This window comes from Phaeobacter sp. G2, assembly GCA_025163595.1.
GTDB lineage: Bacteria > Pseudomonadota > Alphaproteobacteria > Rhodobacterales > Rhodobacteraceae > Pseudophaeobacter.
On sequence record CP104100.1, the window covers coordinates 3,644,879 to 3,656,298 of the forward strand.

Consider the following 11,420-nt stretch of genomic DNA (forward strand, 5'->3'; position numbering starts at 1 on the left):
GCAACCTAGGTGCAAAGACGCAAAGCACCGGCATATTGTAACCCTTGAGAGCTACAATTGTATTCATCACAACTTCGCGCTTTGCGCCCTGCCCAAGGCCATGACAGGATGGCCAAAAAGGGAGAATGCAATGCCAATCACCACCTGTGTTTTTGACGCCTATGGCACGCTATTTGACGTTGCCGCCGCTGCCCGTCAGGCTGCCGCCGAACCCGAATTTCCACATCTGCAGGACAGCTGGGCAGAGCTCGCCAACCATTGGCGATTGAAACAGCTACAATACTCCTGGCTGCGCGCCATCACGGATGCCCATTGCGGGTTTTGGCAGGTTACCCAGGATGGGCTTGATTGGGCGCTTGAGGCCACAGGTCTTGCCGGGGATCATAAACTACGCAAACGTCTGCTGGATCTCTATTGGCAGCTTCAGGCCTACCCCGAAGTCCCGGCGATGCTGGCCGCTTTGAAAGCGGCGGAAATGAACACCGCGATCCTGTCCAACGGGTCCCCCGACATGTTGGATGGGGCCGTGCAATCTGCCGGGATCGGCGCGCTTCTGGATGATGTGCTCTCGGTAGAAAGCGTTGGGATCTTCAAACCAGACGCACGTGTCTATGACCTGGTCGGGCAGCGGTTTGGCTGCCAGAAGGACGAAGTGCTTTTTGTGTCCTCCAATGGCTGGGACGCCGCCAGCGCAGCGGGGTATGGCTTTACCACCGCCTGGGTCAATCGCGCAGCAGAGCCCATGGATCGGCTGCCCTGGTCTGCGCAACATGTGCTGAACGACCTGACCTCCATCCCTGATCTGGCTGCCACATAACCGAGGGTCCGCTGCATGAGCTATTTCACCACAAGCGATGGCCTGTCGCTGTTTTATGAGGAAAGCGGCACCCCGACTGGCACGCCGCTGATCTGCCTGGCTGGGCTGACGCGCGACAGCCGGGATTTTCGCTATTTCGCGCCCCTGGCCCGGCAGTATCGGCTGATCACACTGGATGCACGCGGGCGCGGCCAGTCGGATTATGACCCGGATTTTCAGAACTATAACGTCCCACGCGAAGCCCAGGACGTGCTGGAGCTAATGGACCATTTATCACTGCCACAGGCAGCGGTGCTTGGCACCTCACGTGGCGGCATGGTGGCGATGATGCTGGCCGCCACTGCCAAATCCCGCCTTACCGCAGTGATCCTCAACGACGTTGGCCCGGTCATTCCAGAGGACGGGATAGCACGGATCATGATGTATGTGGGGCGGCGCCCAGCCGCCAAGACCCACGCCCAGGCCGCCGAGACCCTCGCCGCCCTGATGGCGCCCGGCTTTGGCGATGTGCCCGCCCAGCGTTGGCGCGAAGAGGTGGAAACCTTTTACGATGCCACCGAGACAGGCTTGCAGCTGCGCTATGATGCCCGGCTGCGCGATGCGCTGCTGGCCCAGGCCGAGGCAGGCCCGGTGCCGGATCTCTGGCCGCTTTTCATGGCGCTGGACGGGCTACCCTGCGGCATTATTCGCGGCGCCAATTCAGATGTCCTGAGCCACGAAACCTACCTGGAAATGCAACGCCGCCTACCGGCAATTCACGCTGTGGAACTGGCCAATCGCGGCCATGTTCCGTTCCTGGATGAACCCCAATCCCTTTCTCTTATTCAGTCCATTTTGGAGCCTATTTGATGTCATCCTTTGAAATGATCCAAGCCGCCGCCCAAAGGCTGCAGGGCCACGCCCGCGTCACACCTTTGCTGGGCTCGCCGTTTCTGGATGACATTGCCGGACGCCGGGTTCTGGTCAAGGCCGAGTGCCTGCAACATACTGGATCTTTTAAGTTTCGCGGCGGTTGGGCCGCGATTTCCACCCTCACGCAAGCAGAGCGTGCGCGCGGAGTTCTGGCCTATTCCAGCGGCAACCACGCCCAGGGCGTCGCCGCAGCCGCCAAGACCCACGGGGTGGCGGCGGTGATCTTGATGCCCGCCGATGCCCCCAGCCTGAAAATCGAAAATACCCGCGCGCTGGGGGCTGAGGTGGTACTGTATGACCGCGCCGGCGGAGAGGACCGCAGCGCCATTGGTCAGGCACTGGCCCAAGAGCGCGGTCTCACCTTGATCAAACCCTATGATGAGCCAGAAGTGATCGCCGGACAGGGCAGTGTGGGGCTGGAGATTGCCGCCCAGGCAGAGGAAGAGGGCGTCACCCAGGCCGATGTGCTGGTCTGTTGCGGCGGTGGCGGTCTCACCAGTGGTGTGGCGCTGGCGTTGGAGGCCACAGCCCCGGGCCTAAGGGTGCGCCCGATTGAGCCCCAGGGGTTTGATGACGTCACCCGGTCGCTGCACAGCGGTGACATTCAGAGCAACGCTGAAATCTCCGGGTCGATCTGCGATGCCATCCTCACCCCCGCCCCCGGCGCGCTGACCTTTCCAATCCTGCAGCGCCTCTGTGGCCCCGGTATTGTGGTCACCGAAGAAGAAGCACTGCGCGCCATGGCCATGGCCTTTTTGCGGTTGAAGATCGTCATCGAACCCGGCGGTGCCGTCGCCCTGGCCGCTGCCTTGTTCCACCCGGATGAGATCAAAGGCGAGGCGGTGATTGCCGTGGCCACTGGCGGCAATGTCGATGCAGAGCTGTTCCGCCAGGCGATTAGCCGCTATGCTTGACCAGATAAGGCCGCTATCCCTCTGACGGAGTTCGCCATGAGCCGTTTCACCATCGCCTCTTTCAACGTCAAAAATCTGATTGGTCAGGACAAGGAATACTACCGCTTCCAAAGCTACACCCCCGAGGAATACGCGTGGAAGTCGGACTGGATGGCCGATCAGATCCTGACACTGGATGCCGATATTGTTGGCTTTCAGGAAATTTTTGAAGAAGAGCCCCTGCGCGAGGTGATTGCCGAGGCTGATGCCCGCGGTATTCAGGCCAATGCTGCCACGGTTCCGGATCGCTCAAAACGTTATCATCGCAAGGCCATTTTTCGCAAATTGGCCTATGGTCCCTACGGCGATACGGGCCTCGCCTTTGCCCCCAATGCCAATGACACCGGCAAGCCCGGCCAGCGCCGCCCCGGTCTGGCGATCCTGTCGCGCTTTGGCTTTGTTGGCACCCCAGAGGTAATCCAAGAGCTGGACCCGCCGCTGGATATCCCCATGTCTCATCTCGGCGGCGAGGAAGAGGCGGGCCATTACACCCTGCGCTGCCTGTCGCGGCCGATCCTCAAGGCGCGTATTCCGATCAACGGTCAGGTTGTCACCGTCTTCAACTGCCATCTGAAATCCAAACTGGGCGAATTCATCACCCCACCCGGCGCGGCACAGGCTCCGGAAACCGTTTTGACCGCCTATGACCCGGCAGGCCGGGCCCTGGGGGCGCTGCGCGCGGCCCTGCGTCGCATGGGCGAAGCCTGGGTTCTGCGCCGGGCCATTCTGGACGAGTTGGAGCAGGACCGCCCGGTGATGGTTCTGGGCGATTTCAACGATGGCGAACATGCGGTCAGTAGTGAAATCATCTCGGGGGAGGTGCCTTTTCGCAATTACTCCTGGATGCTGCGCCATGATGCCAAGCACGCCAATGACCGCTACAGCCGATCGGAGAACATGCAAATCCAAGAGGCGGTGGACAGGGTGCGCCTGCGCTCGGCCGAAAAGGTCTTTCTCAAACGCTCGCTCAGGGATGTGGTCTATACCACGGCCTTTGGCGGCGTGCATGAAAGCATCGACCAGATTTACATGTCGCGCCACTTTGATCCCACCTGGTCAGGCGCCAAGGGGCAGATGCTTTATTACAGTGTGTTCAACGATCACCTGACCGATGGCAGCCACCCAGAGGCCCCCTATAACAAACTCGCCTCGGACCATGGTCAGATCATGGCACATATGGAGCTGCGCGATGGGCCTGACACTGACGAGCCCGCTACTGTGCGATAACAGCTCAGTCCTGCCGCAGGCTTGGCCCGCAGGAGGAAACGGGCAGCAAAGCCGGGCTTTACCCCGCCCCCGCGTCTTTGGTAGATAGCCGCCACCCCTACCGGAGAAGACCGCATGCAAATCGCAGACCTCGGTGATGTCCAGCTTCACTACCGCATTGATGGCGACCCTGACGGCGCGCCTCTCGTTTTTGCCAATTCCCTTGGCACAGATCTGCGGGTCTGGGACGCGGTGGTGGAACGCCTGCCTGCCGGGCTGAAAGTGATCCGTTATGACAAACGCGGCCATGGGCTGTCGTCTTGTCCTCCTGCCCCCTATTCCATGGGGGCCTTGGTGCGCGATGCCGAGCGCCTGCTGGATCATCTGCAGGTCCGCGACTGTGTCTTTGTCGGGCTGTCCATTGGCGGCATGATCGCCCAGGGGCTGGCGGTCAAACGTCTGGACATGGTGCGCGCGCTGGTCTTGTCGAACACCGCCGCCAAGATCGGCACCGCCGAGATGTGGCAGGACCGGGTCAAAGCGGTCACTGATCAGGGCATCGAACCTCTGGCTGACAATGTGATGGAGCGCTGGTTTGCCCGCGACTTCCGCGCCACGCCGGAGCTACAGCTATGGCGCAACATGCTGGTGCAACAATCGCGGGCGGGCTATGCCGGCTGCTGCGCCGCCATTGCCGGTACTGATTTTTATACTCCGACCAGCGGATTGCGCCTGCCCTGTCTGGGCTTTGCCGGGGCCGAGGATGGCGCCACACCGCCGGATCTGGTGCGCGAAACCGTCGATCTTATTCCCGGCAGCCAGTTCCACCTGATCCGCCGCGCGGGCCATATCCCCTGTGTTGAACAACCAGATGAATATGCCGACCGCCTAACCCAGTTCCTGAAAGAGACCGGACACATTGACTGATTTCCTGCTGATCCACGGATCCTGCCATGGTGCCTGGTGCTGGCGCGACGTCATCCCTGCCCTTGAGGCCCAGGGCCACACCGCCCGTGCCATCACCCTGCCCGGCCACGACGATGGCCGCGACCCTGCCACCGTGACCCTGCAGGAAACAGCCGAGGCCATCGTCGCAGCGACCTCGCCCGAGACCATTGTTCTGGGTCATTCCTGGGCCGGGTATCCAATCACTGCTGCGGCTGAGATCGCGCCAAAGGCGCTACGCGGTTTGATCTATCTCTGTGCCTATGTGCCCGTCTCCGGCCAGTCGCTGATCGACATGCGCAAGGCAGGACCACGTCAGACCATTGGCTCTGCCGCGATCAAACACCCAAATGGCGCCAGCTATACAATTGATCCGGCCGAGGCCCCGCGCCTGTTTTACCAGGACTGCCCCGCCGAGGCCGTGGCCTATGCGCTGCCCCGGCTCTGCGCCCAGCCGATTCTGCCCCAGGAGACGCCGCTAGAGCTGACGGATGCCTCGCAGAATACGCCCAAGGCCTATATTCGCTGCACCAATGATCAGACCATCCCGCCCGAGTATCAGGCGCAGATGGTGGCGGATTGGCCGCGCAACACAGTACACGAGATGCAGTGCTCTCATTCGCCCTTTTTTGCCGACCCACAGGGTCTGGCAGCGCTCATCGGGCAAATCGCAAAGGACTTCTGAAATGGCGGGATCCGTCTTTGACAGCCAGATCTATGGCGACCTCTTTACCTCTGGTGATGTGGGACGCCTGTTTACCGATACGGCAGAGGCCCGCGCCATGTTGTTGGTCGAGGGCGCGCTGGCCCGCGCCCAGGGGGCAGCCGGGGTGATCCCGCAGGACAGCGCCGCCGCCATTGGCCGCGCCGTCATGGAGGTGGCCCTGGATCCCGGCACCCTGCGCAAGCCCACAGGGCAAAACGGCGTGCCCGTGCCTGGCCTGATTGCAGCCTTTCGCGCCGAAATGAACGCACCAGAGCACGCGCAATATGTGCATTGGGGCGCCACCTCGCAGGACATCATGGACAGCGCCCTGATGCTGCGGCTGCGCCAGGCCCTAGCGCTGATCGAGGATGATCTGAAACTGGCGCTGGACGCACTGGCCAAGCTGGCCCAGACCCATGCCAGCCTGCCAATGGCCGCCCGCACCTATGGCCAACATGCCACCCCCACCAGTTTTGGCGCTGTTGTCGCCACCTGGGGCGCACCGCTGCTGGCGCTGGTTGACGAGCTGCCCCCCCTGCGCCGCGATTGCCTGCTGATCTCTCTCTCTGGCGCGGCTGGGACTTCCGGCGCCTTGGGTCCAAAAGCAGGCGAAGTCCGCGCCGAAATGGCCAAGGCGCTGGGGCTCACTGATCCTGAGGCCAGTTGGCACACGGATCGGACATCCGTTTTGCGGCTGATGGACTGGATGGTGCGGGTCAATCTGGCGCTGGGAAAACTGGGCGAAGACTGTATCGCCCTGGTGCAAACCGGCATCAGTGAAATCTCGCTGGGCGGGGCCGGGGCCTCCTCCACCATGCCGCAGAAACAAAACCCGGTCGCCCCCTCCGCCCTGGTTGCCCTGGCGCGCCAAGGCACCGGGCTGCTGTCGATCCTACATGGCAGCGCCCTGCATCAGCATCAACGCGATGGGGCTGCCTGGTTCAGCGAGTGGCTGTGCCTGCCGCAGATCGTTTTGGGTGCCGCCAGCGCCGCCCGCACTGCCCGCGATCTCTGCGCCGGGATAACGCCCAATGCAGCGGCAATGAACACGGCCCTGGGCGCGGGCCTGGACATGATCCATGCCGAGACGCTGAGCTTTGCCCTGGCCGCCGAAATGCCGCGCCCAGAGGCGCAGGCTGTGGTCAAAACCCTGTGTCGCGAAGCCGGTGCCAGTGATACGCCGCTGCGTAGGCTGGTGGCGCGCGACTTTCCCCAGCTCGACGTGCAGACGCTGTTTGATCCGGTCGCGCAGCTCGGAGCCGCCCCGACGGAAGCCTTGCGTTTCAGCACAAAAGTCGCGGAACTGACGGCCAGCTAAACCAAGATCAGGCGCTGGCGCCGACAGGTACTCCAGACGCCATCGCCTGATCTCCCCGCCAGTAAAGACCCCCCTGATGCGCCTGCCTTTGTTCTTTGTCCTGACTACTGTGATGATCGACGCCATGGGTGTCGGGCTGATCATGCCAATCATGCCCAATCTGCTGCTGGAGGTTCAGGGCGGCAGCCTGGCCGAGGCGGCAATCTGGGGCAGCATCCTGAGTACGGTTTTTGCGGTGATGCAATTCCTGTTCAGCCCGGTGCTTGGCTCTCTGTCGGATGCATTGGGGCGACGACCCGTGCTGCTTGTCTCACTCTTTGTCATGGCGCTGGACTATCTGGTGATGGCCCTGGCTGGATCGCTGTGGCTGTTGCTGGTGGGGCGCATCATTGGCGGCATCACTGCTGCAACCCATGCCACTGCAGGAGCCTATATCGCCGATATCTCCAAGCCCACAGAAAAAGCCGCCAATTTTGGCCTGCTTGGTGCCGCCTTTGGAGCCGGCTTTGTGATGGGGCCACTGATTGGCGGGCTGCTGGGAGAGCTGGGAACCCGGGCGCCGTTTTATGCCGCCGCCGTCCTGGCTGGGCTGAATTTTGCCTTGGGCTGGTTTGTCATGCGCGAAACCGTCACCGATGCGAGCCGCCGCGCCTTTGACTGGCGGCGCGCCAACCCGCTGGGCGCCTTTCGCGCCCTGGCCCGCATTCCCGGCATCACTGGTTTGCTTTGGGTGTATTTCCTCTACTCCGTGGCGATCTATGTTTACCCGGCAATCTGGTCCTATTTTGCCGCCGAACAATTTGCCTGGCAGCCCCGGATGATTGGGATTTCACTGGCAATCTATGGCATCTGCATGGCCTTGGTTCAGGGGGGATTGCTGCGCTATATGGTGCGCTGGTTTGGGGAACGCCGCACAGTCCTGTGGGGGCAGGTCTTTGACTTTATCGCCTTTGGAGTGCTTGCGGTGATCGGCAGCGGCACGCTGGCCCTGATGCTGATCCCAATCGCGGCTTTGGGGGCCGTGGTGCAACCTGCTCTGCAGGGGATGATGTCCCGGGTGGTTGCGGACAATCAGCAGGGCGAACTGCAGGGGGTGATGACAGCGGTTCACGCACTGTCGATGATTGTCTCCCCGATGATGATGGCTTCGACTTTTGCGCTCTTCTCAAACAGCGAGACCAGTTACTATCTGCCCGGCGCCCCCTTCCTGCTGGCTCTTGTCTTGATGGCCATTGGCGCCTTGGTTTTCCTACGCAGCCGACCTGTCGTGGCGGAAAACGGCACAAGCTGACGGTTTCCACCTTGCGACCACTCGGCCAGCGGGCCACCTTGGGTTCAAACAGCAGGGAGAACACCATGCAAACCATCAAAGCAGCCGTCTGCCATAGCCATGGGGACCCCTTGGTGATCGAAGACATTCAATTGGCCGCGCCACGTATGGGCGAGGTCGAGGTTACCTTGGAGGCCGTCGCCATCTGCCATAGCGACATATCCTTTGCCGAAGGCGCCTGGGGTGGTCATCTGCCCGCCGTCTTTGGCCATGAGGCCGCCGGCATCATCACCGGACTGGGTGACGGCGTCAGCGGTTTTGCCGAAGGCGACAGCGTCGTTGTCACCCTGATCCGCTCTTGTGGCACCTGCCCCTGCTGCGCAGGCGGCAAACCCACCCTCTGCGAAACCCCCTATGACGCCCTCAACGATGGGCCTCTGAAAACTGCAGAGGGCGCCCCGTTGATGCAGGCCATGGCCTGTGGTGCCTTTGCCGAAAAGGTGGTCGTGGACCAGCGCCAGATCGTCAAAATCCCCAAGAGCCTCAGCAAAGAAGCTGCCGCGCTGATTTCTTGCGGGGTGATCACAGGCGTTGGCGCCGCAGTGAACGCCGCCGGGCTGCGCGCCGGGCAGGATGTGGTTGTCATTGGCGCTGGCGGTGTCGGACTGAACGCCATCCAGGGCGCGCGCATTGCAGGAGCCCGCCGCATTGTTGCGGTCGACATGACCAAAGAAAAACTGGAAATCGCCAAGGAATTTGGCGCCACCGACGGTGTGCTTGGCAGCCTGAAAGCCCCCTGGAAAGCGGTCTTCAAGGCGCTGGGTGGCAAAGGTGCCGACGTGGTGCTGGTCACGGTTGGCGCCATTCCCGCCTACGAACAGTCCCTGCGCTATCTGGGCTCTGGTGGTAAGGTGGTGGTGATCGGCATGCCGCATTCCGGCCAAGAGGCGACCTATGAGCCTGTGATCATGGCCGCCGTTGGACACGGCATTATAGGGTCAAAAATGGGCGACGTGGTTATTCAGCGCGATATCCCCTGGATGGTAGACCTCTACGAGCAGGGCCGCCTGAAACTAGACGAGCTGATTTCCGGGCGCTGGAGCCTGGAGCAAATCAACGAGGCCATCGCCGATACCAAGACCGGAAGCGCCAAGCGGAATGTGATTCTGTTTAACAAAACCAACTAAAACGGAGCGCCCCGGTGCTGAATTTTCTGCTCGACCTGTTCAAACCAAAACCGCCTGTGGCAGCGCCGATCACCTCTGAGGCCTCGATGAATTTCGACGCGGCTGAGGTCGGTCCCTTTTTGATCAGGCTGGCGGAAAACCCGCGCTTTGCCCTGCCAGCGGATTTTGACACGGCCATCATAGGCGCGCTGCCTGAGATAGCGGTGGACAATAGCCGCCGTTGGCGCATTGACGGGGATTTTGATGGCGCCCCAATGCAGCTTGAGATCGAAATCTTCATGGATGATCTTGCCGCACCCGACATCTATTTTTTCAGCTCTGCGCAGGTCATTGCGGAAATTGAAAACGAAATGAAACAGCTCGATCTCTGGGAGGGGAAATAGCGGCATGAAACTACAAGATCTTGAGATCATCGTCACCGCCCCACCTGCACCTGGCTGGGGCGGACGGTATTGGATTCTGGTCAAAGTGACCACTGATACCGGCATAACTGGCTGGGGCGAATGCTATGCCTCCACCATTGGTCCCGAGGCCATGAAACCGGTGATCGAAGATGTATTTCAGCGCCACATGGCCGGGGAAAACCCGGAAAACATCGAACTGATGTTCCGCCGTGTCTATTCTTCGGGCTTTACCCAGCGCCCGGATCTGACGGTGATGGGGGCCTTTTCAGGGCTCGAGATTGCCTGCTGGGACATTCTGGGCAAAGACCGTGACCGGCCGGTGCATGCGCTCATCGGTGGGCGCATGAATGATCGTATCCGTGCCTATACCTATCTCTATCCTCTGGCGCATCACGACATCGCTGAATTCTGGACCTCGCCGGAGCTGGCCGCTGAATCCGCAGCCGAAATGGTGCGTCAGGGCTATACAGCCATCAAGTTCGACCCGGCAGGCCCCTATACCATACGCGGCGGTCATATGCCCGCCATGCAGGATATCTCGCTGTCCGTCGCCTTCTGCAAGGCCATCCGCGGCGCGGTGGGCGACAAGGCGGATCTGCTGTTTGGCACCCATGGGCAATTCAGCACTGGTGGGGCTATCCGCCTAGGCCAGGCCCTGGAACCCTATTCACCACTCTGGTTCGAGGAGCCCACCCCGCCGGACACGATCGACGATATGGCCCGTGTCGCCCGCTCGGTACGAATTCCTGTTGCCACCGGGGAGCGATTGACCACCAAATCCGAATTTGCTGCCGTCTTACGCGCGGGGGCTGCCGAAATCCTGCAGCCTGCCCTGGGCCGGGCTGGCGGCATCTGGGAGATGAAAAAGGTGGCAGCCCTGGCCGAGGTGTTTAATGCGCAGATGGCGCCGCACCTCTATGCCGGGCCGGTGGAATGGGCCGCCAATATCCAACTGGCCGCCTCGATCCCAAACATCCTGATGGCTGAATGCATCGAAACGCCATTTCACGACGCGCTGATCCAAGGCAGCATCCGGGTGGAGGACGGCTTCATCACCGTGCCTGATGCCCCTGGACTTGGAATTCAGGTTGATGAGGCTCTCGCTCGTGCGCACCCCTTTACCGGCACTGATCTGCATCTCAACATGCGCGAAGAGCCCTGCGACTATCAAAATGGCAACAGTTTTGCCGGCGGCGCTCCGCCACTAGAGACCTAACCCACGACAGACGTCATTGCAGGGGGTGACTTTGCTATGGGATGTGGGGCATTATGCGCCCATCAACCAGTGCAGGATGTTGGATACGTGACCCTTCAGACCCCAGAGCCTCTCCTTGACTCAGCCACCTCAGCAGAGACGGTCGAAACAGAATTACACCCGGAAGCGCCCATCAACATGGCAGAACGCGCTGCCGAGGCGGCAGGCTTTCTCAAGACGCTGGCCCATGAAGGACGGCTGATGATTCTTTGCCATCTCGGTGCCGGCGAAAAATCCGTAGGCACCCTGGAGTCCCTGCTGGATATGCGCCAGGCCGCTGTCAGCCAGATGTTGGCGCGGCTGCGTGATGAGGGGCTGGTGCAAACGCGGCGAGAGGGGAAAACCATTTTCTACTCGCTCAAGGACCAAAACACGCAAGAGCTCATTGCCCTGCTTTACCGGCAGTTCTGCAGCCCCGACAGCTAAACCCGCACCAGCTACCGGCTA

The 11,420-nt window shown here is 61.3% G+C and carries 12 protein-coding genes; all 12 read left to right on the forward strand.

From position 1 onward, the window contains the following. Nucleotides 1–130 precede the first annotated feature (130 nt). The 12 genes from N1037_17315 (at nt 131) to N1037_17370 (ending at nt 11,399) form a co-directional block, all read left to right on the forward strand. Nucleotides 131–817 (forward strand): haloacid dehalogenase type II, encoded by a 687-nt coding sequence (locus N1037_17315; GenBank protein ID UWS79001.1) that lies wholly within the window; start codon nt 131–133, stop codon nt 815–817. Between the two features lie 15 nt (nt 818–832). Then, nucleotides 833–1,666, forward strand: a complete 834-nt coding sequence (locus N1037_17320) for an alpha/beta hydrolase (GenBank protein UWS79002.1) — start codon at nt 833–835, stop codon at nt 1,664–1,666. Then, nucleotides 1,666–2,643 carry a threonine/serine dehydratase gene (locus N1037_17325; protein ID UWS79003.1) on the forward strand — a complete coding sequence of 326 codons (978 nt, stop codon included), beginning with the start codon at nt 1,666–1,668 and terminating at the stop codon, nt 2,641–2,643. The genes N1037_17320 and N1037_17325 overlap by 1 nt, the downstream gene beginning before the upstream one ends. Before the next feature lie 36 nt (nt 2,644–2,679). Then, complete coding sequence (locus N1037_17330) at nt 2,680–3,909, forward strand: endonuclease/exonuclease/phosphatase family protein (GenBank protein UWS79004.1); 1,230 nt, start codon at nt 2,680–2,682, stop codon at nt 3,907–3,909. A 114-nt stretch (nt 3,910–4,023) separates the two neighbouring features. Then, entirely contained in the window at nt 4,024–4,815 is a 792-nt protein-coding gene (gene pcaD, locus N1037_17335) for a 3-oxoadipate enol-lactonase (protein UWS79005.1), read from the forward strand. After that, nucleotides 4,808–5,518 carry an alpha/beta fold hydrolase gene (locus N1037_17340; protein UWS79006.1) on the forward strand — a complete coding sequence of 237 codons (711 nt, stop codon included), beginning with the start codon at nt 4,808–4,810 and terminating at the stop codon, nt 5,516–5,518. Before pcaD ends, N1037_17340 begins: the two co-directional genes overlap by 8 nt. A 1-nt stretch (nt 5,519) precedes the next feature. Continuing rightward, nucleotides 5,520–6,857, forward strand: a complete 1,338-nt coding sequence (locus N1037_17345; protein ID UWS79007.1) for an adenylosuccinate lyase family protein — start codon at nt 5,520–5,522, stop codon at nt 6,855–6,857. Between the two features lie 76 nt (nt 6,858–6,933). Further along, the gene (locus tag N1037_17350; protein UWS79008.1) at nt 6,934–8,148 is read left to right on the forward strand and encodes a TCR/Tet family MFS transporter; all 1,215 of its coding nucleotides are present in this window, start codon (nt 6,934–6,936) and stop codon (nt 8,146–8,148) included. A 65-nt stretch (nt 8,149–8,213) separates the two neighbouring features. Next, complete coding sequence (locus N1037_17355) at nt 8,214–9,314, forward strand: Zn-dependent alcohol dehydrogenase (protein ID UWS79009.1); 1,101 nt, start codon at nt 8,214–8,216, stop codon at nt 9,312–9,314. Between the two features lie 14 nt (nt 9,315–9,328). Further along, complete coding sequence (locus N1037_17360) at nt 9,329–9,697, forward strand: hypothetical protein (protein ID UWS79010.1); 369 nt, start codon at nt 9,329–9,331, stop codon at nt 9,695–9,697. 4 nt (nt 9,698–9,701) lie between these two features. After that, a complete protein-coding gene (locus tag N1037_17365) occupies nt 9,702–10,934 on the forward strand; it encodes a mandelate racemase/muconate lactonizing enzyme family protein (GenBank protein UWS79011.1) in 1,233 nt (410 codons plus the stop codon). Nucleotides 10,935–11,111: 177 nt separating this feature from the next. Next, complete coding sequence (locus tag N1037_17370; protein ID UWS81391.1) at nt 11,112–11,399, forward strand: metalloregulator ArsR/SmtB family transcription factor; 288 nt, start codon at nt 11,112–11,114, stop codon at nt 11,397–11,399. The last annotated feature ends 21 nt before the right edge of the window (nt 11,400–11,420 follow it).

What these genes read in the sequence shown, in the direction of transcription:
- N1037_17315 (UWS79001.1), top strand. Translation starts at nt 131, where the DNA reads ATGCCAATCACCACCTGTGTTTTTGACGCCTATGGCACGCTATTTGAC.
- N1037_17320 (UWS79002.1), top strand. Translation starts at nt 833, where the DNA reads ATGAGCTATTTCACCACAAGCGATGGCCTGTCGCTGTTTTATGAGGAA.
- N1037_17325 (UWS79003.1), top strand. Translation starts at nt 1,666, where the DNA reads ATGTCATCCTTTGAAATGATCCAAGCCGCCGCCCAAAGGCTGCAGGGC.
- N1037_17330 (UWS79004.1), top strand. Translation starts at nt 2,680, where the DNA reads ATGAGCCGTTTCACCATCGCCTCTTTCAACGTCAAAAATCTGATTGGT.
- pcaD (UWS79005.1), top strand. Translation starts at nt 4,024, where the DNA reads ATGCAAATCGCAGACCTCGGTGATGTCCAGCTTCACTACCGCATTGAT.
- N1037_17345 (UWS79007.1), top strand. Translation starts at nt 5,520, where the DNA reads ATGGCGGGATCCGTCTTTGACAGCCAGATCTATGGCGACCTCTTTACC.
- N1037_17350 (UWS79008.1), top strand. Translation starts at nt 6,934, where the DNA reads ATGCGCCTGCCTTTGTTCTTTGTCCTGACTACTGTGATGATCGACGCC.
- N1037_17355 (UWS79009.1), top strand. Translation starts at nt 8,214, where the DNA reads ATGCAAACCATCAAAGCAGCCGTCTGCCATAGCCATGGGGACCCCTTG.
- N1037_17365 (UWS79011.1), top strand. Translation starts at nt 9,702, where the DNA reads ATGAAACTACAAGATCTTGAGATCATCGTCACCGCCCCACCTGCACCT.
- N1037_17370 (UWS81391.1), top strand. Translation starts at nt 11,112, where the DNA reads ATGGCAGAACGCGCTGCCGAGGCGGCAGGCTTTCTCAAGACGCTGGCC.